Source organism: Streptomyces sp. NBC_00820 (assembly GCF_036347055.1).
Lineage (GTDB): Bacteria > Actinomycetota > Actinomycetes > Streptomycetales > Streptomycetaceae > Streptomyces.
Genome location: NZ_CP108882.1, coordinates 6,514,115 through 6,538,798 on the forward strand (window position 1 = coordinate 6,514,115; position 24,684 = coordinate 6,538,798).

Consider the following 24,684-nt stretch of genomic DNA (forward strand, 5'->3'; position numbering starts at 1 on the left):
TGTCACTTGGTTTTACCAAGTAGGAGCTTGGAAAGTCCAACAACCCGTCTAGACTGCGTCGCATGCCACCTCGCCGACGCTACGACCAGTACTGCTCCGCGGCCTGCGCCCTCGACCTCGTCGGAGACCGCTGGACCCTGCTGATCGTCCGTGAGCTGCTGGCCGGACCCCGGCGCTACACGGACCTGCACGCGGACCTGCCCGGTGTGAGCACGGACGTCCTCGCCTCACGGCTGAAGGACATGGAGCGCGACGGGCTCGCCACCCGGCGGCGCCTTCCGCCGCCGGCCGCGGCGAACGTGTACGAACTCACCGTGCACGGGCGCCGGTTGCTGCCGGTGCTCCAGGCTCTGGGTGAGTGGGGTCAGGCCGAGCTGGGCGAACGGCGCCCCACCGACGCGGTCCGCGCCCACTGGTTCGCGTTGCCCCTGCTGCGGGCTCTTCAGGGCGAGGGAGTCGTCGAAGTCGCCCTGGAGGAAGGGGACTTCCATCTGTACCTCGGCGCCGAGGACGGGGCGGCGTACGGCGACGGGCCCGCGCCCGGCGCGGTGGACGCGCGGCTCGCGATGGACACCGCCACGTGCCTGGCTGTCGGCCGGGGCGAGCTGGGCGTGCCGGACGCCGTCCGGGCGGGGCGGATCAGCGTGACCGGGGACGGCGCCGTCGCGAAGAGCCTTCGTGAGGCGTGAGGCGTGAGGCGCGGTGCGTCGGTGCCGGTGCCGGTGCCGGCGTTCGGCGCCGACGCAGGCTCGGGCTCGGGATCGGACTCAAGCTTCTGCTTCGGCGTCGGCGGAAACAGCGAAGGCCCGCCGTTCGGGCGGGCCTTCTCCGTGGTTCGCGTGGGCTCAGATGCTCGGGGGCACCCGGGACGGCCGTCCCGAACCGCGCGTGAGCGCGTACCCGCCGATGCCGGCGAGCGCGGCCAGGATGCCGCCGATCGCCGTCCACACCCAGCGGTCGGACCACCAGCCGGAGGACCAGCCGTCGTCCGGCTCGATGCTGGAGAGCACCGCCGACTTCGAACCGTCCTCCTCGGCCTCGGACTTGACGGCGATCCCGGGCACCAGCGGCTTGGCGAGGGAGCCGTCCACCGCGGCGGCGCCGCCGATGTCCTTGGAGTCGACGCGCACCTCGGTGCTCACCGGCTGGCCGAGGTCGGAGGAGCCCAGGCCGAGAACCGTCAGCCGGATGTAGTACGTGCCCGGCAGCGGGTCGTCGGCCCACGGCTCCGACCAGGCGCGCACCGTGCGCAGCACGCAGGCCAGCTCGACCGAGGCCGACCCCTGGGTGGCGGTGCGCGTGGCCGAGCCGTACTGGCAGGCCTGGCGGCGGCGCAGGCCGTCGTAGACGTCGATCTGCCAGGTCTCGGCGGAGTGGGCCTGCGGCAGCTTCACCGTCGCCCTGACCGTGGGACGCTGGCCGGCGTCCGCCGGGAACGACCAGTACAGGTAGTCACCGGTGGAGCCGGACGCGGTGGCCCGCTCGCCCTGCTCGATCTCCGTCGCCGTACGGAACGAGGTGCCCGCCTGGGTGGGGGCGCTGTCCTCGGACGAGGCGCTCGGCGACGGCGAGGAGTCGGCGGCGGCCGGTCCGGCGGCCAGCCCCAGCGCCAGCGCCGCGACGGTCAACACATGTCTGATACGCATCAGTTCGTCCTCCAGACCGCGACCCGCCAGCGCGACAGCCAGCCCCACAGCAGACCGGCGACGAAGCCGGTCAGTACCAGCGCGCCCAGCAGCCACCAGCCGCGCCCGAGGCCGAAGGAGGCCACGTCGCTCGCCGGCGACGGGCTGTCCACCACGTCGACGGTCAGCTCCAGCGGCATACCCGGCGTGGTCTTCACGCCCGCGGCCGCCGAGAAGGAGTGGGTGACCTGGAGACACACCGTCTCCGCGGTCGCGGTGTCGTCGTCGTTCTCGGGCCTCGGGTAGCGGAGTCCGGTCGAGACCGCGTCCGTACGGCCGTTGCCCGCGGCCTCGCCGCGCACGATCTCCCGGCCCTGCGTGGTCACCGCCCGCAGCAGCACCCCGTAGTTCGGGTTCACGGCCCGGTCGTTCGCCACGCTCACCGAGGCGCGCAGCTCCTTGCCCGGGGCGACGTCGACCTTGTACCAGCGCTGCTGCCCGAACTCCTCGTGGTCGGTGTACAGCCCGGACTTGAGCGACGGCGCCTGCGCGCACTGGTCGGCGCCGGTGGTGGCCACCGGGGTCACCACGGGATCGGCCGCCCGGTCCACCAACTGACCGACTCGGTCGCTCAGTTCCTTCTTGTGCTGCACGGAGGTGTAGGTGCCGCCGGTCGCGTCCGCGATGCAGCTGAGCTGCTCACGGGTCTTGGTGTCCGGCACCAGGCCGAGAGTGTCGATGGTCAGCCCGATGCCCTTGGCGGCGATCTCGCGGGCGACCTCGCACGGGTCCAGCGGCTGGCAGGTGTCCTCGCCGTCGCTGATCAGGACGATCCGGCGGGTGCCGTCGCCGCCCTGGAGGTCGCCGGCCGCCTTCAGCAGCGCGGGACCGATCGGCGTCCAGCCGGTCGGCGCCAGCGTGGCCACCGCGGTCTTCGCGTCGGTCCGGTCCAGCGGGCCGACCGGGTAGAGCTGAGCGGTGTCCTTGCACCCCGTCTTTCGGTCAATGCCGGGGTAGTTGGCGCCCAGCGTGCGGATACCCAGCTGGACCTCCTCCGGCGTCGCGTCGAGCACCTCGTTGAACGCCTGCTTCGCCGCGGCCATCCGGGAGCCGCCGTCTATGTCACGCGCACGCATGGAGCCACTGACGTCCAGGACGAGTTCTACCTTCGGAGCGGGCTGCTGCTCCGTCTCGTCGGCGACAGCTCCGCCAGGGAACGCGATCCCGGCCGCCAGGGCGGCGAGCAGAGCACATATGCCTGCCGCCAGCCGTTGTCTTCTGATCATCGGTGGATCGTATTGATCGCACACGCCGGGTGCCAAACGCGGGCAGCGGCAGGCGGCGGACGCGATGCTGTCGGACTGCGTCGCCGTTTGCCGTCGCGCGCCCGCAACCTCCATGCGCGGGCCCTCGTGCCGTCGGCAGGGCGCTCGCGCGTGCGGAACACGGTTCTGCCCCAAGGGACTTCGGTCACCGGCCGACTCCTCATCGCGGGCGACCGTAACCACGCCGACCGAAGGCGGGGGAGTCGATGCGCAGGTCGAGGACCACGTCAGGACCACGTCAGGACCGCGTCGAGGACCACGTCAGGACCGCGTCGAGGACCGCGCGGTGCGCGACGGTGACGCCGTATCAGTCCAGAAAGGCCTGCGGGTTGGGCAGGTCCGTCCACTGGTCGCCCGGGGTTTCGGGGGAGAGGCGCATCAGGGTCAATGCCTTTGCGGGCAGGGGGCCTTCGCGCAAGGCGGTGAGGTCCGGGGTGTGGGGGAGGTCCGGCAGGGCGGCGCTGAGCGCCGCGCCCAGGGCTGGACCGGAGCCCGCCGTGCCGGCGAGCGCGCCCGCCACCAGGGAGCCGAACAGCTTGCGACGCAGGGTGGTCTCGTCGTCGGTGATCAGACGGCCGGTCAGGGCAGGCGAGGTGATGCCGTGGCGGGCCAGCCGCTCGGGGCTGATGCGGATGTCGGCGAGGTCGCGGTAGACGAGCCGGAGCGGGGTGCCGTCGGCGGCGGAGAGGATCACCAGCAGGTTCTGGCCGTGCGCCTCCAGCGCGACGCCCAGGTCGAGCAGGCGCAGGCCGGCCGTGAGGGCCAGGCGGGTGAAGGCGGCCAGCCAGGCGGGGGAGTCCGGGAGCCGGGTGGTGGCGAGGGCGGCGACGGGCAGGACACGCTCGCCCGGCCCCGCGTACTCCTCGGGCGACTCCCGCAGCAGCGCCGCCAGGTCGGGGGAGTGGGCCGTGACCGCGCCCAGGGTGCGGGTGACGTGCACGAGCCCGCCCGTGCGCGCCGCCAGCTCCGTCGCGAACGAGGACAGGGCCGCCGACGCCTCGACGGAGTACACGGAGATGTCCCGCACCGAGGAGGTCAGCCGGGCGCTCAACGCGGTCTTCACGTGCGGGCCTTCGGGCAGCGCCAGCGTGCGCAGCGACATCAGCGGGTGCGCCGGACGCCAGGGGGCGTACGACCGCTTGAGCACATGCGCCGCCTGCCAGGGATGCACCGGCACCAACAGCCGTTCCCCGTCCCGCAGTTCCTCCGGCCACTCCCCGGACACCAGGCACTCCGTCACCGGTACCGGCACCGTGCCGAGCACCACCACCGGACCGTGCTCCGGTCCGTACGCCAGCTGGTCCGCCACCGAGAACCCGGGCCGGGAACGGCAGTTGGGGTGGAACGGATGCCCGTCGACCACCCGCTGCTCCCACTCCCAGTCCCGCTCCGGCCACGCCTCCCCGCGACCTGCCTCCGTACGATCCGCCTCCGTACGACCTGCCTCCGTACGTTCCGCCTCCGAACGACCCGCGCCCGCCCGCGACAGCGCCAGCGAGGCCACACTGCCCGCGAGTTCCACCGCGAAGGAGGCCGCGTGCGGCACCGCGAGGTCGGTCATCAGCAGCGCCGGATCGTCGTACCGCTCCCGGTCCAGGCGCACGGCGGTGACACGGTCGCCGGTGGCGTACGGGTCGGTGTGCGGCCCGTACAGACTCCGGCCGTCGGCGAGGCGCAGGGCGAGGCCGTGCGCGCCCCGGGACCGGCCGGAGATCCACGGCAGCGGCTCATGGACGAGCGCCCGCCACAGTCGCGTCAGCACCGCCGCGCGAGCGCCCGGCAGCGCGGCCCGGTACCGGTCGAGCAGGCCGGGCCGTACAGCGGCGAGCTCCTCGGCCACCTCGGCCTCGGCGGTGCGAGAGTGGTACACGGTCGTCTCCTCGGGGACGTGCAGGCAGCAGGCGGCTCAGGGCACGATTGTCGGATACGGCAGACATACTGGTCGCGACCGGCCCCCCGGACGACGCCGGAGCCGATCGGCGCATCGGCCCCGGGCGGCCAAGAACCACGACCGACTCCCCCGACGAGAACGAATGGACCGCGTGGACCTCAAGCCCCCCACCGACGCCGCCGGCCGCCCCACCGACGACATCGGCCGGCGCGCAGACGCCTACGCCGCCGCGCCCCTGCTCAACTGCCTGCTGCGCGAAGTGGCCCAGCCGCTCCCGGACGCCGCCGGGGACCGGCCCGTCCACCGGCTGCCCGGCACCGGCCGGCTGCTGCGGGTGCGCGCCGGGCGGCGTCCCGCCGACCCCGAGGTGCACGTCGGCGGCGCCTGGCAGCGGATCGGCCACACCGAACTGGTCAAACTGGTCGCCGAGGAACTGCGCCGGCACACCGGACAGCCGAACGGCGACCTGCCCGCCGAGATGATCGACAGCCGGGACACCGTCGCCGCGCTGCTCACCGCCCGCGCCCGGACGACCGCGCCCGAGGACCCGTACGTGCGCTCCGAGCAGTCCCTGATCACCGGCCACCCCTACCACCCGGCCCCCAAGGCGCGCGGCGGCGGCCCGGTCGCGGCCTGGCTGCCGTACGCCCCGGAGGCGCACGCCCGCTTCCCGCTGGTGCTGCTCGGCGTCCGCGAGGACCAGGTCGCCGAGGAGGGCGACACCCGCGCCCTGGACGCCCTCGGCACCGCCCCGCCCGGCTACCGGCTGCTGCCCGCCCACCCCTGGCAGCTCGACCTCCTCGCCCGCGACCTCGCGCCGGCCTTCGCCGACGGGCGCCTGCTGCGACTGGGCACCACGGAGTACGACGTGTGGCCGACGGCGGCGGTACGCACGGTGTACGAACCCGCGCGCGACATGTTCCTGAAGTTCAGCCTCGATGTGCGCATCACCAACGACATCCGCCGGCTGTGGCGCCACGACCTGCGCAGACTGTGCCGCACCGATACGGCGGCCCGTACCGCCTTCGGGGCCATGGGGGGACCCGCGGCCTGGCTCAGCGACCGCGGCTACCGCACCGCGGCCTTCGCCTTCGAGGAGCTCGCCGTCCTCACCCGCGACGGCCTTCGCGGCCACCTGCTGCCCGGCGCCACCCCACTGCTCGCGGCCGGTCTCGCGGAGGACTTCGAGGGCAGCCCGCTGACCGCCGCACCCGATCCGGACGCCTGGTGGGAGGCGTACCTGCGGCAGGTGGTCCCTCCCGTCCTCACGGCGTTCGGGGACCACGGGGTGGTCCTGGAGGCGCACCTGCAGAACTCCCTGGTCGCCGTGGACGCGTCCGGCATGCCCGTGCAGGCGCTGTTCCGTGACGCGGAGGGCACCAAGCTGCTGCCCGAGGTCTCCCGGGCCGCCGGCTGGGAGCGGCTGGTGTACTGCCTGGTCGTCAACCACCTCAGCGAGATCGCCGCCGCCCTCGCCGAACACCACCCCGGACTCGACCCCTGGCCGGCCGTGCGCCGCGAGCTGGCCCGGCACGGCCTGCCCGAGATCCCCGCCCTGCTCGCCGCGCCCACCCTGCCCGGCAAGACCAACCTGCTGCTGCGCTGGACCGGCGCGGACGGCGCCGACGCCCGCTACCTGCCGCTGCCCAACCCCCTGGCCACCGGCTGACCTGAATTACGCTGGCCGGTGTGCTGCGCGATGTGACTGCCGTTCGATACGTGACCCCCCTCAGGTCGGGCGGCTCCGTGCCCGGAGTCGTCGAGGCCGACGACCTGGGGACGTACGTCGTGAAGTTGTCCATGGGGTGGCGCTGACCTGCGGTATTGCAGCAATCCGAATTGCTGACCTGCACGGATGCTCCTTTCGGAGCGTTTCAGGTTCGTGCTGCTTTATGTAGCCAATCCTCCCCACGCGCTCCCCAGCGGCGCGAACACTCCCCGGATTCTCCCCAGGGGAGGCCGACGTCACCAGCGGCGATGAGACGACAAGCCCACCCTGTCGTAGGCACGCTGAGTGACTTCCGTGGGGCCTGAGCCATGGGTCGAGCAGCATGGCCTGCGCCGACTGGGGGGCGCGCGTTGCGGTCGGCGACCTGGAGAGTGCTTCTTCCCGTGCAGCCAACAGGACCCTAGACAAGTCCCATCGTTGCAGGTCAGGAGCACTCTCCGCTTATTTGATCAAGCATCGGACAACCCGCGGCGTGAAAGCGCGAGGCTAAACCCCTCGGCACAGATGACACGACCGCACGCAGTGACCGACGCCGTCACCGCGGGTCGTGATCAGCGGGGCGACCCGCGCAGGGTTCGAGTTCGGGCCCGGTCTGGGATCGGGTCTCGGAACGGGTCTCGGACTGGGATTCGGGTCGGGTCATGCGGGCTCTGCCGATGGTGTGAGCAGTGCGTCCGCGATGGACGTGCGGGCGTAGAGCACCGAGCGGCCGCTGCGGTGGGCGGTGACGAGCCCCGCGTTGCGCAGGGCGGTGAGGTGCTGGGAGACACCGGCGGCGGACAGGCCGCTGTGCTGGGCGAGTTGGGTGGTGGAGGACGGGGTGTCGAGTTCGGCGAGGAGCAGGGTGCGGGAGCGGCCGAGGACGACGGCGACCGCGTCGGTGGCGCTGGTGGCCCTTGGCTCCCACAGGTTGCCGATGCCCCGTGCGGGATAGGCGAGTTGGGGTGGGTCGGGCGAGACCGCGCGGGTCATGACACGCGGCCAGGCGAACGTCGAGGGGACGAGCAGCAGCCCCGAGCCGGCCTCGTCGCGGGTCAGCGCACAGTGGCGCCGGACGAGGTGCAGGGTGCCGTCGTCCCACCGTACGGTCTCGTGGAGTTCGCTCAGAACGCGGGCGGAGCCGTGCTCGGCCACCTGCCGGGCGCGATGGAAGACGTCGGCCTCCAGGAGCTTGCGGATGCGGGCCCAGTAGGGGGCGAGGGCGAGCTCCCAGTAGCACTCGATCTCGGCGGCGACCTTCTCCAGGGTCGCCTCGGGGGCTTCGTCGAGGAGCCTGAGCCGGGGGGAGGGGCGGTCGGTGCGCTCGACTCCGAGCATCTCCAGGTCCTTGCGCACCTGCGCGGGTGTGGTCCGTCGGATCGCGTCCAGTTCGGCGACGAGGGTGGGGAAGGGGCTGGCAGGGGTCGGGTTGAGGAAGTCCGCGAGATAGCCGCGGGCGGGGACGAGCTCGGCCAGCCAGCCGCGGTCGAGCCCGGCGTGGACGAGGCGGGGCCGCACCTGTGCCGCCCACCGCCGGTGCAGCGGAGGGTCGTTGGCATCCTGGAGCAGCCGGAAGCTGGTGACGACCTCCCACATGGGGGAAACCGCGAACCGGGTCTGCGCCAGGTCCGCCGCGGAGAAGCTGAGTCCCGATTTCATGCGCCGTCACCCTCCCTGTACCGCCGATGGATTCGGTCTGAGCTTAATCAATGGATCGCCGGCAGGGAGGGGAGCAGTCTCCTCGCATGCTCTCCACCTTCCGCGGACTCCCGCGCACCGTCTGGACCGTCTTCGCCGGCACGGTCATCAACCGGCTCGGCTTCATGGTCACGCCCTTCCTGGTTTTCTTCCTCGCCGCACGCGGAGTCACGGGAACCGAAACCCCGTACGTCCTCGGCGCGTTGGGCGCCGGCAACCTGCTCGGCCCGGCGCTCGGTGGCGTGCTCGCCGACCGCATCGGGCGCCGTCCCACTATGCTCATCGGGCTCCTCGGTGCGGCCTCGGCCCAGGGTGTGCTCTTCGTGGCGCCGGGCGTGTGGACGATGGCCGCCGCGGCGCTGGTGATCAGCGCCGCGGGCATGATGGTGCCGCCCGCGGCCTACGCGCTCATGGCCGACGCCGTCGACGCGGAGCGCAGGCAGCGCGCGTACGCCTTGTTCGGCTGGGGCGTCAACATCGGTACGGCCGTGGCGGGTGTGCTCGGCGGCCTCCTCGCCGCGCACGGGTACTGGCTGCTGTTCGCGGTCGACGCCGGCACGATGCTGACCTACGCCATCGTGGTCGCGACCCGGTTGAGCGAACCGCCTCGCGTGGCAACCCAGGCGGAGGAAAAGGACGGCATCGGCTACGGAGTCGTCCTCCGGGACCCCCTGGCGCTCGCGCTGCTTCCCCTCTTCGGTGTCCAGCTCTTCGTCTACTCCCTCACCGAGGTCGCCCTTCCGCTCGCCATCCACGACAGCGGCCTCTCCCCGGCGGTGTACGGCGCGATGGCGGCGGTCAACGCGGTCCTGGTGGTTGCGCTCCAGCCCTTCGTGACCGCCCGGCTGGCCCGGTTGCCCCAGCTTCCGGTCCAGTGCGCGGGCAGTGTGCTGATCGCCACGGGTGTGGCTCTGACCGGTCTCGCGGGCGGCGTCGTCGGCTACACCGTGTCGGTGGTCGTCTGGTCCCTGGGCGAGGTGGCCGTCGCGGGCATTGCCGCCGCCGTCGTCGCCAATCTCGCGCCGGCCCACGCCCGGGGCCGCTACCAGGGCGCCTTCAGCTGGACCTGGGGCGTCGCCCGCTTCGCCGCCCTCACCCTCGGCGTCTCCCTGTACACGGGTCTCGGCCCGGCGGTCCTGTGGTGGACGGCCCTGGTCGCCGGCACCCTCACCGCGCTCGGCACCCTGGCCCTCGCGGGCCGGGTCGCCGACCACACTCAGGCCGCCGCTGCTCAGCAGCCGACGAAGACGGAAGCGGCGGAAGACGCGGAGGAGGACGCGGTGGACGGATCCATGGCCGCAGCCGTGGCCGCAAGCACGGGCGGAGAGGCCGTGGCGGTCGGCTCCGGGTGCGGGAAGCAGGCCGGGCCGAAGGGCCGGTAGGTGTGTACGAGGGCCATGAGGCGAGCGTGTCATGGTTGGCTGCGAACTGCAGCACTCGGGCGGCAGCGCGGAGTTCGGGCGGAGGCCCCGAAGCTTTCGGGCGCCGGTCCGAACTCAGATGCTTGGGTGCTTTGGCCGGTCGCTAACTGGTAGTGCCGAGCGAGCACGCCAGATCCAGACCGACGCTGTGCAGCCTGCGAGCGCCCTGCTTGCCGAGTAGGGCGCTGCCTGTGGCCCCGTGGTATCCCCCCGTTCGCGGGGCCACACTGCTGGTAGGCCAGGGGGCCGTCGCCCAGTATGCGAAGCACGAGAGTCCGCCCTCGTCATGCCAGAGCGGGTCCTCGACACTCGGAGGCCGAGGGCCGGCGTGCCCCACCGGATATTCCGCTCTCGAATGGTCCTGGTGCCCGGCCGGTGTCACCCTGAAGGGGTGATGGCGGAGGTACTGCTCCGGTCGTCGTGCACCGGCCCTCGGTGGCGGGTGGCCGGCGCGTCACATTGCGCACTCGTGGGTACGACGATCACCTTGGCACGGCCTATTCGGGCCACGATCTGATCGTCTTCCTTGAGGCTGCGGGCCATCGCAGACCCCGATTGGCTGCTAGAGGTCTGCGATGGGTTGAGTGGTCCGGTCGCCCAGCGCATGAGTGGCAGGCGGCCTGACGCCGCGGTACGCCTCAGCCGTCAGTGTCCCGCTCGTCTTCTTCCGGGAGCCGTGAACGCCTTGAGCGATTGCGTCGTGAGTGGTCTGCGCAGATCCTTTGGGATGCTTGTTCGCTGAAGCGGTCCGCGGTTGACCGGGCAACCTCTGCTGCGCGCCGATCGGAAGCCGATAGTGTGGAGCGAGCCGAATCAGGGCCGTTCAAGGGGGCTGAGTGGAAGCCGAGTTGGTGCGGCTGGTCGCGTCTGTTGCGACCACCATGGCCGGGGCGATCGGTACCGACGCATATACCGCGTTCAAGAACCGGCTGGGGGCACTTTTCAGGCGGGACAGGCAGGAGCGGGCGGACTCTTTCCTCAGCGAACTGGAGGAGCGACGTAACGATCTGGTCCTGGCTCGGGACAGGGGTGACGAAGCCCGGGTGGCGGAGCTGGTCTCAGAGATCGAGGAACTGCTGCGCAGCGAACTGCGACAGCTCCTGGGCGAGCAGCCCTCTCTGGCTGGAGAGCTGAGGGACCTGCACACAGAGGTAAGGAACGTTGTCACCAACGGCACCTTGGTAGTGGGAAGTCACACACAGGTGTCGAATGTGTACAACCACTACTACGACGGGGGTTCGGCTCCCCCTCGACAGGCCCTTCGGAGCGATGCGGCGCCGTTGCCCCGAATCGTTCTGTGGCCGATGGAGCACTACGAGAACAACGACAGCCTGCTACGGCGCATGGACACCGTGTGGGAGCAAAGCCAGGCCGCCGGGGTCGCCGCCACACTGTATATGCAGGGTGTGCCGGGTAGTGGGACGTCCGCCGCTGCACGTAGGTGGCTGCGCACGCACAGAGACGAACTGGCGGGACCTCAACTCGAAGCGTCGCTGGGCAGAGACACCTGGGGAAACCTGCCGGAGCCCTCAGCGATCCTGGAACGCTGGTTCCGCGAGCTGGGCGTCCCGGCTGAAGACGTGCCTGCCGACCCCGGGGAGCGGTCGGCGTACTTCCGTAGGATCGCTGCCCGTGGCCCGATCGTCGTGCTGCTTGAGGACGTCGTAGTCGCCTCCCAGGTCGAACCGCTGCTGCCGGGCACTCCGGGCAGCGTGGCCCTCATCACCAGCCACTCCCGTCTACCCCGACTGGTCCGCACCGTCGGCGCGGAGCCTTTCGAGATGAAGCCGCTGAGTCGAGTGCACAGCCTGAGGCTGCTCATCAACGTGGGCAGGATCAAAGGCGACACGACGGCGTACGAGAAGGAACTCGACCTGATCGCCGACGGATGTGGCGATCTCCCTCTCGCACTGTGCATCGCCGGGGCACAGCTGGCACTCGGTCACGCCGGCCGGGTGCATGAGCTGGCGACGGAACTGTCCGACCGCACGACCAGGCTGGAAACGCTCGACATGGATGACGAGATCTCCGCCGCGCTGGACCCCGGTTATCGCGGCCTCACCGGTGATGCCGCGCGTCTGTACCGTTGCATCGGCCTTCACCCAGCCGGAAGGTTCGAGGTAGATGTCGTACGGGCCATGCTCCCGGACATGGACACCGCTGCCCGGAACAAGGTTGTTCGACAGCTCACCGACGCGAACCTGATTGAGCCGGACGGGGACGGCTACCGGGTGCGTCACCATCTCATCCACGACCATGCGCTCGCGTGTGCTCTCGCCGACGAACCGGCCGAGGCCCGTGAAGCGGTGCTGGACCGGATCATCGCGCACTACCTGGAGTTCGCCGAACGCGCGGAGGCGGCTCTGTCCTCCCGCCACCGCTATGATCCCGCGGGTACGTACGCGGCGTACGCACCCACCGGGAACGTTGACGCACCAAAGGTGATCGCGAGTCTGGAGCGACGCAGGGAGAGCCTGGAGAATGTGGTCCGCGTGGCTCACGAGATGGGTCGGCATGACCAGACCTGGCGGCTGGCTCAGGGGCAGCACACCTTCTACCTCAAATGCGGCCTGCACAGTCCTTGGATCACGACACACGAACTAGCGCTCAAATCGGCCTACGAATGCCGTGACCAAATGGCCATCGCCCGTATGCACTTCGAACTCGGCTTCGCTTATCTCGAGCGGTGGAGCACACGCCAGGGCGACCCGCAGACCGCCCGCGAACACTTCGAGCGGGCACTTGAACTCGTACGCCCGGCCGATGGCAACGCCACCGAAGGGCAGCGGCGGACGGAGTCCAGTGCGCTGGAGGGTCTCGGCCTGCTGGAACGTAAGTTGGGCAATCCTGCGGTCGCCCTTGAGTACTACGCCGTGGGGCTGCGCGCGTTGAACGGCATCGACCACAAGCGTGGCCGAGCCTTGTTTGCCCTCCATCGTGGTGTGGCGTTCACTGATCTGCGGCGTCACGACGAGGCGGCCCGGGAACTGCGCTCCGCCCGCGAACAGTTTGCGGATCTGTCGGCGCCCGATCCTTACAACGTAGCTCGTGCTCTGACCCGTTGCGCCGAGGACCGGCGTGCCGCCGACCAGCTGGGTGCGGCTGTTCAGGCACTCGATGATGCGATCGAGATCATGACCGTGAACGGTCCGCCCTACCAACGGGCCGGGATTCTTCTGCTCAGAGGTGATCTGCTGAGTGAACAGGGCGACCACGTACGGGCGACGCTCGACTGGGTCACAGCGGGCGACCTGTTCCGCGAAGCGAACAGTCTGCGGGCGCAGGAGGCCGACCAGCGTCTCACAGATGCCCCGAGTCCGGGTGACGAGGACGGGTCACGGGACGTCGACGACGAGTAGGCCAGTCTCGGTATCCGCTCCGATCGCCACCTGAACGTGCAACGGGCCGGGTCCGCCCACGGCGGACATCGCGTGGTCATGGATCACCGAGGCCGCGATGGCCGCTGATGCCCACGACGGGCGCCTGCCGTCCCAGCGGGCGCTCAGGCGCGTGCCGTCCCGCAGCAACGCCAGGCAGCCGCCCTCGGGTTCTTCGAGGGCGAGCAGGGCGCACCCGGGGTAGACGGCGGCGACGGCCTCCCAGTTCACCAATCCGGCGACGTGACGCGGTCGACCCAGCGGCACGATCAGTACGTCCGCGGAGTGGGGCCAGTTGATGTCCGGATCGTCGATGTCGGCCACCAGGTGGGCTCCCGACAGATGCCGTTCCATGGTGCGGCGCTGCAAGGGTGCGGGATAGCGCTGCACCGTGGCCCGGCCCTTTCCGGAGGCGACGGACACGTACACCGGTCGCTGGGCGGGGGAGGAGTATCCAACCGGCACGGTGGAGGGAACCGGAACCAATCGCGACCTGGCAGGTGTCACGGGCTCGGGAAGTTCGAGCCATTCATAGAACAGGCGCCGCAGTAGGACGGCCGATTCCCCGGGCCGTGACGTTACAGCCCCACGCAGCTGACCCAGTTCGGTGCTGTCCTGCTGGACTGCGGCCGCTTCCTTGATCTGCGACAGGAAAGGCCGGCGAGCCGAAAGCCGGGGAAGTATCTGGCCGAGACGAGCCATGGGGGACTGAGAAGCCACCTTCGATTCTGCGAAAGAACCCAAAATAGTCGGGATACCCAACGCGAATCCGTACATCGTCAAAGAGCCATGGTCGCCAAGAATTCCATCCGCAGCCAGCAACGCGGCCTTCCAGGTTTCCGTATCCGGTACCGGAAGCAGTAGCCCATGCTCGGTAAGCGGAGCCAACCAGTTCTGCAATTGCCAGGCGCCATGACCGTAAAAGGCATTGCAATGGACGGCCGCCAAAACACGATATTCGTCGACCGGTAGCTCCGCCAGGACACGGCGAAGTAAATCCGATTCACTCTCGCCCGACGCCAGAATCGACCCGCGTCCCCACGTGGACGAGACAACAATGAGCTTTTGGCCTGGGAGAACACCCATAGCCCGCCGGTAGTCCTCCCGGAACGGAGCGCTCACCTGTAGCTGATCGAAGCAGGGATCCCCCGCCACCACGCTTATGGGTACGGCCTCGGGGCAACTAGCAGCGAGCCGCTGGCGTTGTTCATCATGAGAGAGAATGATCGCCGACGGAACCATCCGGCCTTCATGTGTCAACCACTCTGGCGACAAGCCAAATGCTTCCCGCTTCCCGCTTCCCGCTTCCCGCTTCCCGCTTCCCGCTTCCCGCTTCCCGCTTCCCGCTTCCCGCTTCCCGCTTCCCGCTTCCCGCTTCCCGCTTCCCGCTTCAACAGCTTATTGTACCCCGCGCCATGCGGTGCGCCAATCAATGGAGTGCGCAAATTTTGAAGGTCGCCGCCCCGGCTTGTGGCAATCGCCAAGTCGAATTTTTGAGCCGTTGCTTCTTCCCACGGTATATGTAGCATTCCCCGGGAAGTGAAGAATTCAAAAATCCCCTCGTCAAGAGCCGAGGATTCGGTGCAGGTGAAGACCGTTTGGACGCGCCGGTCGCCTTCGAACACGGTGAGCAGGTCGAGCAGCCGCGTCGCGGATGTGATGTTGTGGACCACGCCGAGAACGGTTCGCTTCGCCGCCACACTCACCCAGCGTCGACCGTCCGCCGCCATCGGCAGCGGAAGTCGCCCTGCACCGCGCACGTTCGCTCCCCACTATCCCCTGTGTGACCTCGTCAGACGATAACGTGCCGCAGGATCTGCCAGATCTCGCCTGTGGGCCACGGGTGGCTCACGTGTGATCACTCCACAGCCCTCAAGCGATCCCCTGAGCCCGTTACTTCCGTGCACTCGCCGGGGCCACGCCGGAGGACCAGCCTGCTCGGAGAGGTGGACCGACAGCCCGCACAGCTTAGTTAGGCCCCTGGGGGCGGTTGCGAAGCCTCGCGAGGGGGAGCTTGCGCGGAGCCCTACAGCGGCCTTCCTTCGTCTCTCTTGCTGGTTGACGAAGTGCGTGTGCACCCCCTGGGGAGAGTGTGATCTCGCGTGCCTGATCCGGCCAGTCGACCGGATCGACTTGCAGAGCAGACCCACTCCGGTGACGCTCGACGTACGCGGGTCGGGCCCACCCTTGCTGTGGGCCCGGCTCGTGCCCCTTCCGATCAGTGACGCCCCGTGGCCCCCGACGCCTTCCGGCCCCTTGCTGATGCCGTAGACGTTTCGGGTTTCGCCTTCGCGGCCACTGTTGCGGCCTGCGGCGAGAAGCCTGCATCCTCCAGGAACTGCATCGCGGCGACAATGTCCTTGCAGGTCTTGGTCAGCAGCATGATCGACAGGTCGCTCTGTGCCTCCGGCGGTAGGTTCGCCAGGGAGCACTTGTAGACGCGCACGGCCGCCCTGTGCAGCGACTCCAGTCTCGAAGCCGCGTAGAGCTTGGCCTTGTCAATGTCGTTCGTGGCGGCATAGCGGCCGTGAACCAGGGTGAAGTTGGTCTTCTCGTTGCCGCATTGGTGGTCACGGATCCACGCCTTGCCGCGCTCGAACTGGGAGCCCGTGTTGCGGCCGATCGCATCCTTCCGCTCGAGTCCCCTCCTTGTAGTCGACTGCCGACGTTGCCGCCTCCTCTTCGACCTCTTCGGCGTCCTCAGTGGTCGCGAGCTCAGCCTCGGCCTCGATCTCACGATCGACCTGGCGCCAGTGCTCGTGCTGGGCCTCTCGCAGCAGACGCGAGACAGGGCCGCTCACGTACAGACCCGCTTGCGGAGGCCGTCGAGATCGAGGGCGTGCTTGCTCTCCGGAGGTGTGATGGACCGCATCTGCGGAACGTGCTCGTTGAGGACCCCGGCGATCTCTGGGCCGGAGAGGTCGTCCACCACGATCTTCACTGTGCTCGCCCTTCTTGGGGACTCTCGGTGATCACGGTCGTGGCGCACCGCTGACCGTGCAGAAGCTCACTACGGTGCACATGGATTCAATGATCCTGGCCAAGGTGGTCGAGGAGGCCGGTCAAGTGGGTGATGTAGGACGTCGCTCCGATGAGGCTGCTCGCCGGGGTGAGGGCGGTGTAGCCGAGCACGGGCATGCCCGCGGCCTTCGCCGCGCGGACGCCGCCTGGGCTGTCCTCGATGACGAGGCAGTCGTGCGGGTCGGTATGGAGTGCGGCGGCGGCGTGGAGGAAGAGGTCGGGAGCGGGTTTGCCGACGCCTCGGACGTCCTGGGCGCTGAAGACCACGTCGGGCGGCAGGAGGGGGCGCAGGCCGGACCGGTCGAGGGTGAGGTCGATCCAGGCGTGGTCGGAGGAGGACGCCAGGCAGTAGGGAATGCTGCGGCGCCGCAGTTCGGTGAGCACGGTGGAGGCGCCCTGGACGGCGTCCAGCTTCTCCCGGAAGGCGGCGAACACCCGCTCGTGGAGGCGGGTGGTGAAGTCCGCGGGCAGTGTGCCGCCGAATCTGTGCGCGACGACCGTGTGGACGGTGCGGCCGGCGTTGCCGAGGAAGTGCCGGTAGGACTCTTCCAAGGTGAAGGGGAAACCCAGTTCTGTGAGGTAGCCGGAGAGCACACGGTGAGCGATGGGCTCGCTGTCGACGAGCACGCCGTCGTTGTCGAAGATGATCAGCTGGGGTTTCACGGGGTCTCCGCCCGGTTGAAGGTCGCGGTGAGGGCGATCGCGAGGAAGGCGGCGCCGAGGAGGCAGGTCGCGGTCCAGCCGCCGGCCGTGTAAGCGGCGGGTCCGAGGGCCGTACCGGCGATGCCGCCGAGGGTGTAGCCGGTCATGTAGACCGAGGCGAGGCGGGCTCGGGCGTCGTCGATGCCGTAGACGACGCTCATGTTCAGCAAGTGGGTGGCGTGGACGGCGGTGTCCATGGCGAAGAGCCCGATGAGGAGCCAGGCCAGGTGGTGGCCGCCGGCCCAGAGTGCGGCGAAAGATGCCACGCCGAGGACCAGTGCCGTCCTGGTGAGCCGTCTGCGGTCGGCTCGGTCGGCGGCGCGGCCGATGGGGCGGGCGGTGAGTGCTCCGGCGGCGCCGGCCAGTGCAAGGAGTCCGATCTGGGCGGGGCCGTAGCCGTAGGGGGGTTCGGAGAGGCGGAAGGCCGCGGTCGACCAGAAGACGCCGAAGGCGGCGAAGGAGCAGCCTCCGATGAAGGTCCGGCGGCGCAGCAGCCGGTGGGTGGCGGCCAGGCGAAGCGTGGCGTGGAGCTGGGACCGGTACGGGACGGGCAGGTCGGGTGGGGCGGGTGGAAGGGCGCGGGTGAGGACGACGGCGAGCAGCAGGGTGCTGACCGCGGCCGCGGTGAACAGTGCACGCCAACCGACGGCCTGCGAGACCAGGCCGGCGACGGTGCGGGACAGGAGGATGCCGGTGAGTCCGCCGGTGAGCATTGTCCCGACGGCGCGTCCGCGTTCGTGGGGTGCGGCCATGGTGGCGGCATAAGGGATGAGGGTGTTGACGAAGGCGGCGGCGGTGAGCCCGATGAGTGCTCCGGCGGTCAGGAGGAGGCCGGTGGTGCGGGCGGCGGCGGTCAGGGCGACGGCGGCGGCGTCGGCGCAGAGCAGGACGGCGAGTAGGGGGCGGCGGGGGACGATGTCGCCGAGCGGGACGATCAGGATCAGGGCGAGGGCGTAGCCGAGTTGGCCGACGGCGATGAGATGGTCGGCCGCGTGGGGGCCGATGGACCGGGAGATCTGTGGGAGGAGGGGCTGGCAGTAGTAGAGGTTCGCGATCGTCAGTCCGTAGGCCGTCGCGAGCAGCCGGCCGGTCCGGGGAGAGACGCTCTGCGGAGGTTCGATCAAGGTCACTTGGACGAACCTAGGGAGCCGATTGGGCCGTGGGTAAGATCCAATCGCATGGCGGATCAGTGGCCCAATCCTGGCCTGGACCTGCATCTGGAACTGGACGTCACCGACGGGCTCCGGACGGGTCTCGAGCGGGCGTTGCGAGCGGCCGTGCGGTCGGGGCGGCTGGCGCCCGGGACGCGGTTGCCGGCGACGCGGAGGCTCGCGGAGGACCTGGGGGTGGCGCGGGGCACGGTACGGGCGGCGTACGACCAGCTGATCGCGGAGGGGTATCTGACCGCACGGCAGGGTTCGGGCACCGTGGTGGCGCTACTGTCGCGCGTCGTGCCGGTGGCCACGGCCGAGCCGGTACGGGCGGAGCGGCCACGGCATGATCTGCGTCCGGGGAGTCCGGACGCATCGGCGTTTCCGGTGGCGGCGTGGCTGGAGTCGTCGCGGCGTGCCCTCGGCTCGGCTCCGGCCGACGCCTTCGGCTACGGCGATCCGCGGGGACGCGCCGAGTTGCGGACCGCGCTGGCCGGGTATCTGGGGCGGGCACGAGACGTGTCGGCCCATCCGGATTCCATCGTGATAACCAACGGGTATCTGCAGGGTCTGACGCTGCTGGCCGCCGTCGTCGGCGGGACCTTCGCCATGGAGGACCCGGGTGTTCCGCTGCATCGCGAGGCGGTCCGCCGTGCCGGGGCACGAGTGGTGCCGCTGCCGGTCGACGATCTGGGCGCCCGCACCGATCTCGTCGGCGCTCTGGCGCCGAACGCGGTCGAGGTCACCCCGGCCCATCAGTACCCGACCGGCCGGACGCTCCGTCCCGGGCGACGGCGCGCCCTGCTGGACTGGGCGCGCTCGTGCGGCGGTTTGGTCGTCGAGAACGACTACGACGCGGAGTTCCGCTACGACCGCAAGCCCGTCGGCGCGCTGCAGGGCGCCGGCCCCGAGGACGTGGCCTATCTGGGCACGACGTCCAAGGCCCTCGGCCCGGCGCTGCGGATCGGCTGGATGGTCCTGCCGCCCCGTCTGATCGACCCGGTGGTCGACGCCAAGCTGCACGCCGACCACCACACCGAACATCTCGGCCAGCTGATCCTGGCCGACCTGATCACTCGTCACGGCTACGACCGGCACATCCGCGCCTCCCGCCAGCGATACCTCCGCCGCCGCGACCAGCTTCGCCGCCGCCTCGTTGGACGTTCCCGTCTCCCTGACCGGCATCGCCGCGGGTCTGCACGCCCTGGCCGTCCTTCCCCCGGACGGGCCCACCGAGGCCGACGTCCGCACGGCCGCGGAGACACACGGCCTCGCCCTCGGCTACCTGTCGGAACGCCGCGCACTCCCCTCCACCGCCCAGGGCGTCATCATCGGCTACGGCCGTCCCCCCGAACACGCCTACGCGTCCGCCCTGGACGCCCTGACCGCGACCTTCACCGCCTGCTTCCGCTAACCCGTACGCCCAACCCGCTCAAAACGGAGACACCTTGCGGATATGCCGTGACCTGCACAGACACCGCGGGCACGGAAAGCGGGCCGCCGCCAGACGCTCGGCCCGAAGAGGAAGAGAGCTTACTTGCCCTCGATATGAGCGCGGCTGCTGTCGTCGGGGTCCTGTTTCATCTCCGTCAGGTAGCGCAGTGCCCCGAACTGGACCAGAACGTCGGCGCGGCCCATGCCGACGTTGTTCGTCTCCCCCTGAACAATGCTGTGCAGGGGGCCGCTGAGCAGCCACTGGTGAAAGTCGCGCTGCAGGTCCGCCTCGTTGGCCTCACGCTGTCCTGTTCCGGGCTTTCGACGGTAGTCGTAGGGCGGGTCGCCCTTCTTTCAGGAACATCACGGCGGCGGATCTATGTGCATACATAGCCAAGTTGGAGTCAACCGTCTCCTCGGTCGACTACCAGCGCGGCATTCTGTCCGAGCTCTCCTCCATTCTGGAAGCGGCTGTCGACGACAAGCGGCTCGCCAGGAACCCCATGCGTGCGAAGTCCGTGCGGTGGCCAAAGGCGCCGCAAGAGCGACGCGACGCGTGGCCGTTGGAGACGGCGCTGCGAGTCCGAGACGTCATCAGCGCGCACAACCGGATAGCCGTCGTAGTCGGCCTGGGATGCGGGCTCCGTCAGGGCGAGGTGTTTGGGTTGAGCCCGGAGGGCATCGACTACGCCCGAGGCGTCCTCCACGTCCGCCGCCAAATCCAGGCGATCCGTGGAAGGTTGTACTTCGCCCTGCCGAAGGGGAAGAAGACCCGTATCGTCGACATGCCCTCCTCGGTGGCCGAGGAGGGCATGTCGAAGCGTTCCCACCGGTCGAGGTGGAGCTTCCGTGGGGGAAGCCGGAGGGGCAGGGGCGGAAGTTCTCCCTGCTGCTCACCACGCGACTCGGCAACGCAGTCGCGGTGAACACGTGGAACACCTACACCTGGAAGCCCGCGCTGGCCGAGGCCGGCATCATCCCGCCGCGCGCCGAGGGAGTGAAACCCTGGCAGTGGGCGGCGGCCCCGAAGGACGGCTTCCACGTGCTGCGGCACACCTATGCCTCGATCATGCTGGAGGCCGGAGAGTCTGTCGTGACCTTGGCGCGGTGGCTCGGGCACTCCTCGCCCGCGATCACCCTCGGTTACTATGCTCACTTCATGTCGGAGGCCGGAAGCAAGGGGCGCACCGCCATTGACGGACTGCTTGGGGAGCGGGGGGATCGGCATGCCGGTCGAAACTCCCCAGATTCTCCCCAGGCCCGTTGACGGGTGATTCCCGCTGCTCCACCGCCTCTGAAGGCGGCCATGGATTGCAAGGTTGAAGAGATGGGTGGCCTGGGAAAATGCTAAAAGAGGTCACCGTGACCCGCTACATCGCGCCCCTGCGTGAAGGCGGCTCGCTGCCGGCGCTTGTCGAGGCCGATGACCTGGGTACGTACGTCGTCAAGTTCACCGGTTCGGCGCAGGGCCACAAGGCACTGGTCGCCGAGGTGATCGTCGGCGAACTCGCCCGCGCGCTCGGCCTGCGCTTCCCCGAACTGGTCCTCGTCCACTTCGACCCCGCCATCGCCGCCGCCGAGCCCCACCAGGAGGTGCGCGAGCTGCACGGCGCCAGCGCGGGCGTCAACCTCGGCATGGACTATCTGCCGGGCGCCCGCGACCTCACGCCCGAGATCGCCAGGGACTTCCCCGTCGACCCCCTGGAGGCGGGCAGGATCGTCTGGCTGGACGCGCTGACCGTCAACGTCGACCGTACGGTCCACAGCTCCAACCTCATGGTCTGGCCCACCCTCGGCATCGTGCCCCCGCGGCTGTGGCTCATCGACCACGGCGCCGCGCTCGTCTTCCACCACCGCTGGGACACCACGACCCCGGGCAAGAAGTACGACTTCCGCCACCACGCCCTCGGCCACTACGGCCCCGACGTCCGCGGCGCCGACGCCGAACTGGCACCCAAGCTGACCGAGGAACTGCTGCGCGGCATCGTCGCCGAGGTGCCGGACGCCTGGCTCGCCGAGGACGCGGGCTTCGCCACGCCCGACGACGTCCGCGCCGCCTACGTCGACTACCTCCTGCGGCGCGTACGGCTCTCGCACGAGTGGCTGCCCACCGACTTCCCGAGCCGCGAGGAACTCGCCGCCGAGGAGAGCGCCCGCGCGCGACGGACCGAGCAGGGCCGCCCCGACTGGCTCAAGCGCGTCCCCGACCTGCACGGCAAGCCGGCGGCGGAGCAGGACTGGTCGGTCCACCTGGGCTGAGAGCGGCGGCGCACCGGGGGCGGGGCCGGGGGCGGGCCGAGTCCGAGCCCGCGCGCCCCCGAGACGCCGCCCGGATCAGTCCCCGAGACGCCGGCCGGCTCATCCCCTGAGCCGCCAGTAGGCCGACAGGGTCAGCCCTGGAGCTGCCGGTACGCCGGGAGGGTCAGGAAGTCGACGTAGTCCTCGTCCAGGGACACCCGCAGCAGCAGGTCGTGCGCCTCCTGCCAGTGGCCGGCGGCGAAGGCCTCCGCGCCGATCTCCTCGCGGACGGCGGCCAGCTCCTGCGCGGCTACCCGCCGGGCCAGTTCCGGCGTGGCCTTCTCACCGTTCTCGAACTCGACACCCGCGTTGATCCACTGCCAGATCTGCGAGCGGGAGATCTCGGCGGTGGCCGCGTCCTCCATCAGGTTGAAGATGGCGACCGCGCCGAGTCCGCGCAGCCACGCCTCGATGTAACGGATGCCGACCTGGACGGCGTTGACCAGACCGCCGTACGTCGGCTTCGCCTCGAGGGAGTCGACGGCGATCAGGTCGGCGGCCTCGACGTGGACGTCCTCGCGCAGCCGGTCCTTCTGGTTCGGCCGGTCGCCGAGGACCTTGTCGAAGGACTCCATGGCGATCGGCACCAGGTCGGGGTGGGCGACCCAGGAGCCGTCGAAACCGTCGGCCGCCTCGCGGTCCTTGTCGGCGCGCACCTTCTCGAAGGCGACCCGGTTCACCTCGGCGTCCCGGCGGGATGGGATGAACGCCGCCATACCGCCGATCGCGTGCGCGCCGCGCTTGTGGCAGGTGCGGACGAGGAGTTCGGTGTACGCCCGCATGAACGGGGCCGTCATCGTCACCGCGTTGCGGTCCGGCAGGACGAACTTCGTTCCGCCGTCACGGAAGTTCTTCACGAGGGAGAACAGGTAGTCCCAGCGTCCCGCGTTCAACCCCGAAGCGTGGTCGCGAAGTTCGTAGAGGATCTCCTCCATCTCGTACGCCGCCGTGATCGTCTCGATCAGGACGGTCGCGCGCACGGTGCCCTGCGGGATGCCGAGCCGGTCCTGCGCGAACACGAACACGTCGTTCCACAGCCGGGCTTCGAGGTGCGACTCGGTCTTCGGCAGGTAGAAGTACGGGCCTTTGCCGAGGTCGAGCAGGCGCCGGGCGTTGTGGAAGAAGTACAGGCCGAAGTCGACGAGCGCACCGGGGACCGCCGTGCCGTCGGCGTCGACGAGGTGCCGTTCGTCCAGGTGCCAGCCGCGCGGCCGCATGACGACCGTCGCCAGCTCCTCCTTTGGGCGCAGGGCGTAGGACTTGCCCGACGCCGGGTCGGTGAAGTCGATGTCCCGGGCGTAGGCGTCGATCAGGTTCACCTGGCCGAGGACCACGTTCTCCCAGGTGGGCGCGGAGGCGTCCTCGAAGTCCGCGAGCCACACCCTCGCGCCCGAGTTGAGTGCGTTGACCGTCATCTTGCGGTCGGTGGGGCCCGTGATCTCCACCCGCCGGTCGTCCAGCGCGGCCGGGGCCGGGGCCACCCGCCAGGAGTCGTCCGCGCGGACGGCGGCCGTCTCGGGCAGGAAGTCGAGCGTGCCGGTACGGGCGATCTCGGCGCGGCGCTCGGCGCGGCGGACGAGGAGTTCGTCACGGCGCGGGGTGAACCGCCGGTGCAGTTCCGCCACGAAGCCGAGCGCGGCGTCGGTGAGGACCTCCTCCTGCCGGGGCAGCGGCTCGGCGCCGGCGACGGTCAGGGGGGACGGCGCGGGTGCGGACATGAGCTGTCACTTCCTTCAGCAGTGGCATCAGATGCCAAGGGGCATGAATCGGACAGTCGGCGCCCGCTGCGCGATGGGACGCTTCTGGTCTGTGGATACTAGTTTCCTCATGGTGGAGCTTCAATGTTCCGTTGACGTCGAGGCGCTCCGGGCGCGGCGAAGTGGCCCCCGGTGTCACCCCGTTCACCGCAGGCGGCGCAGATCGGCCTCGGTGTCGATGTCGTACGGCTCGGCGACGTCCGCGCACTCCACGAGCCGGGTCCGCGCCGTGTGCTCCCGCAGGTAGGCGCGGGCCCCCTGGTCGCCGGTGGCCGTCGCGGCGATGCCGGGCCAGTGCGCCACCCCGAACAGGACAGGGTGTCCGCGTACGCCGTCGTAGGCGGCCGCGGCCAGCGAGGACTCGCCGTCGTACGCGCCGAGCACCCGGGCCACCGCCTCCGGCCCGATGCCCGGCTGGTCGACCAGGCTGACCAGGACCGCGCGCACACCCGTACCCGCGAGCGAGGCGAGCCCCGCGCGCAGCGAGGAGCCCATGCCCTCGGCCCAGCGGGGGTTGTCGACCAGTACGCACCCGCTCAGGTCGGCGCGCGCCCGGACGTCGTCCGCCGCCGCGCCCAGGACGACGTGGATCCGCCCGCATCCGGCCGCGCGCAGCACACCCACCGCGTGCTCGGCCAGGGGCCGCCCCCGGTGTTCCAGCAGCGCCTTGGGGCGACCGCCCAGCCGGCTGCCCCCGCCGGCGGCCAGCAGCAGTCCGGCGATCTCCGGGCGGGGATGCCGATGGCCGTGCTCGTGCTGATCGTCCGTCATGGATCCTGCATACCCGGCGCGGGCCGGGGAGGGCCGCTCCCCTTGGGCTGAATTTCGGTCCGCGCGGTGGCGTTCCCGCATCCCGTCGCGTTAACTGACCCGCGCACAAGGCCGTGCGAAGGGGAGGGCTGGGTTGCGGAGCTTGGGGCAGAGGCCAGTGACCGGCAGCGAAGAGGACCCGCGGGTGGCGGAACTGCGGTCCGCCGTGGCCCGCCTGCGCCGCGAACTCGCCGCGCTGCCGTCGGAGTTCCCCGACCGGGGCATCGCCGAGGACGAACTGGCGGCCCTCGCCGCGATGATCACCGGCGGCGCGCCGGAGATTCCCCGCCTGCGCCGTTCCCTGCTCCTGATCGCCGGGGCGATCGGCTCGGTCAGCGCACTGGCCCGGGGCCTCGCCGAACTGAGAGCGGCGATGGACGTGCTGGGCGGGTCCCCGGGCACCTGAAGGCGCCTGGGAGGGCCTCCCTCTCCCGCCTCGAACACGCGAGCCACGGCGAGGCCGGGC

The 24,684-nt window shown here is 70.3% G+C and carries 19 protein-coding genes and 3 pseudogenes; 10 read left to right on the forward strand and 12 right to left on the reverse strand.

Annotated elements, in window-relative coordinates; translation table 11 throughout:
* The first annotated feature begins 62 nt into the window (after window positions 1–62).
* Complete coding sequence (locus OIB37_RS29140) at window positions 63–689, forward strand: winged helix-turn-helix transcriptional regulator (protein ID WP_330460591.1); 627 nt, start codon at window positions 63–65, stop codon at window positions 687–689.
* Between the two features lie 156 nt (window positions 690–845).
* Here the strand turns inward: OIB37_RS29140 and OIB37_RS29145 are convergent, their stop codons facing one another.
* The 3 genes from OIB37_RS29145 to OIB37_RS29155 all read right to left on the reverse strand — a co-directional run bounded on the left by OIB37_RS29145 (window position 846) and on the right by OIB37_RS29155 (window position 4,820).
* Window positions 846–1,646, reverse strand: coding sequence for a hypothetical protein (locus OIB37_RS29145; protein ID WP_330460592.1), 801 nt, complete (start codon window positions 1,644–1,646; stop codon window positions 846–848).
* Window positions 1,646–2,911, reverse strand: coding sequence for a VWA domain-containing protein (locus OIB37_RS29150; RefSeq protein ID WP_330460593.1), 1,266 nt, complete (start codon window positions 2,909–2,911; stop codon window positions 1,646–1,648). Before OIB37_RS29150 ends, OIB37_RS29145 begins: the two co-directional genes overlap by 1 nt.
* 346 nt (window positions 2,912–3,257) lie before the next feature.
* Window positions 3,258–4,820: an IucA/IucC family protein gene (locus OIB37_RS29155; protein ID WP_330460594.1), complete on the reverse strand. Its 1,563-nt coding sequence runs from the start codon at window positions 4,818–4,820 to the stop codon at window positions 3,258–3,260.
* Window positions 4,821–4,983: 163 nt separating this feature from the next.
* Here OIB37_RS29155 and OIB37_RS29160 point away from each other — a divergent pair, with 163 nt between their 5' ends.
* Both OIB37_RS29160 and OIB37_RS36365 read left to right on the forward strand, forming a co-directional pair.
* Entirely contained in the window at window positions 4,984–6,510 is a 1,527-nt protein-coding gene (locus OIB37_RS29160; protein WP_330460595.1) for an IucA/IucC family protein, read from the forward strand.
* 20 nt (window positions 6,511–6,530) lie between these two features.
* Window positions 6,531–6,641: pseudogene (locus OIB37_RS36365) on the forward strand (HipA family kinase); the annotation flags it as partial.
* Window positions 6,642–7,209: 568 nt separating this feature from the next.
* Here OIB37_RS36365 and OIB37_RS29165 read toward each other — a convergent pair.
* Complete coding sequence (locus tag OIB37_RS29165; RefSeq protein WP_330460596.1) at window positions 7,210–8,208, reverse strand: ArsR/SmtB family transcription factor; 999 nt, start codon at window positions 8,206–8,208, stop codon at window positions 7,210–7,212.
* A gap of 86 nt (window positions 8,209–8,294) precedes the next feature.
* Between OIB37_RS29165 and OIB37_RS29170 the strand changes: the two genes are divergently transcribed.
* Both OIB37_RS29170 and OIB37_RS29175 read left to right on the forward strand, forming a co-directional pair.
* A complete protein-coding gene (locus OIB37_RS29170) occupies window positions 8,295–9,629 on the forward strand; it encodes an MFS transporter (RefSeq protein WP_330460597.1) in 1,335 nt (444 codons plus the stop codon).
* A gap of 875 nt (window positions 9,630–10,504) precedes the next feature.
* Window positions 10,505–13,027: a tetratricopeptide repeat protein gene (locus tag OIB37_RS29175; RefSeq protein WP_330460598.1), complete on the forward strand. Its 2,523-nt coding sequence runs from the start codon at window positions 10,505–10,507 to the stop codon at window positions 13,025–13,027.
* Here OIB37_RS29175 and OIB37_RS29180 read toward each other — a convergent pair.
* The 6 genes and pseudogenes from OIB37_RS29180 to OIB37_RS29205 all read right to left on the reverse strand — a co-directional run bounded on the left by OIB37_RS29180 (window position 13,004) and on the right by OIB37_RS29205 (window position 17,898).
* Window positions 13,004–14,167, reverse strand: coding sequence for a hypothetical protein (locus OIB37_RS29180; protein WP_330460599.1), 1,164 nt, complete (start codon window positions 14,165–14,167; stop codon window positions 13,004–13,006). The two genes, OIB37_RS29175 and OIB37_RS29180, sit on opposite strands and share 24 nt — an antisense overlap.
* Window positions 14,168–14,301: 134 nt before the next feature.
* Window positions 14,302–14,718 (reverse strand): hypothetical protein, encoded by a 417-nt coding sequence (locus OIB37_RS29185; protein WP_330460600.1) that lies wholly within the window; start codon window positions 14,716–14,718, stop codon window positions 14,302–14,304.
* Between the two features lie 545 nt (window positions 14,719–15,263).
* Entirely contained in the window at window positions 15,264–15,782 is a 519-nt protein-coding gene (locus tag OIB37_RS29190) for a hypothetical protein (protein ID WP_330460601.1), read from the reverse strand.
* 75 nt (window positions 15,783–15,857) lie between these two features.
* A pseudogene (locus OIB37_RS29195) lies at window positions 15,858–15,986 on the reverse strand (GNAT family N-acetyltransferase); the annotation flags it as partial.
* Between the two features lie 86 nt (window positions 15,987–16,072).
* Entirely contained in the window at window positions 16,073–16,729 is a 657-nt protein-coding gene (locus OIB37_RS29200; protein ID WP_330460602.1) for an HAD family hydrolase, read from the reverse strand.
* Window positions 16,726–17,898, reverse strand: coding sequence for an MFS transporter (locus OIB37_RS29205; protein WP_330460603.1), 1,173 nt, complete (start codon window positions 17,896–17,898; stop codon window positions 16,726–16,728). Before OIB37_RS29205 ends, OIB37_RS29200 begins: the two co-directional genes overlap by 4 nt.
* A gap of 48 nt (window positions 17,899–17,946) precedes the next feature.
* Here OIB37_RS29205 and pdxR point away from each other — a divergent pair.
* From pdxR to OIB37_RS29225, 4 genes and pseudogenes are all read left to right on the forward strand, one after another.
* Window positions 17,947–19,333 (forward strand): annotated as a pseudogene (pdxR, locus tag OIB37_RS29210) (MocR-like pyridoxine biosynthesis transcription factor PdxR).
* A gap of 418 nt (window positions 19,334–19,751) precedes the next feature.
* Window positions 19,752–20,279 carry a site-specific integrase gene (locus OIB37_RS29215; protein WP_330460604.1) on the forward strand — a complete coding sequence of 176 codons (528 nt, stop codon included), beginning with the start codon at window positions 19,752–19,754 and terminating at the stop codon, window positions 20,277–20,279.
* On the forward strand, window positions 20,276–20,620 hold the full coding sequence (locus OIB37_RS29220; protein WP_330460605.1) for a tyrosine-type recombinase/integrase: 345 nt from the start codon (window positions 20,276–20,278) through the stop codon (window positions 20,618–20,620). Before OIB37_RS29215 ends, OIB37_RS29220 begins: the two co-directional genes overlap by 4 nt.
* A gap of 77 nt (window positions 20,621–20,697) precedes the next feature.
* Window positions 20,698–21,612 carry a HipA family kinase gene (locus tag OIB37_RS29225; protein ID WP_330460606.1) on the forward strand — a complete coding sequence of 305 codons (915 nt, stop codon included), beginning with the start codon at window positions 20,698–20,700 and terminating at the stop codon, window positions 21,610–21,612.
* Between the two features lie 131 nt (window positions 21,613–21,743).
* Here OIB37_RS29225 and aceB read toward each other — a convergent pair whose 3' ends face one another.
* Window positions 21,744–23,369, reverse strand: a complete 1,626-nt coding sequence (gene aceB, locus OIB37_RS29230) for a malate synthase A (protein WP_330460607.1) — start codon at window positions 23,367–23,369, stop codon at window positions 21,744–21,746.
* 183 nt (window positions 23,370–23,552) lie between these two features.
* Complete coding sequence (locus OIB37_RS29235) at window positions 23,553–24,179, reverse strand: nucleotidyltransferase family protein (RefSeq protein ID WP_330460608.1); 627 nt, start codon at window positions 24,177–24,179, stop codon at window positions 23,553–23,555.
* 157 nt (window positions 24,180–24,336) lie between these two features.
* Between OIB37_RS29235 and OIB37_RS29240 the strand changes: the two genes are divergently transcribed.
* Window positions 24,337–24,624, forward strand: a complete 288-nt coding sequence (locus OIB37_RS29240; RefSeq protein ID WP_330460609.1) for a DUF5955 family protein — start codon at window positions 24,337–24,339, stop codon at window positions 24,622–24,624.
* The last annotated feature ends 60 nt before the right edge of the window (window positions 24,625–24,684 follow it).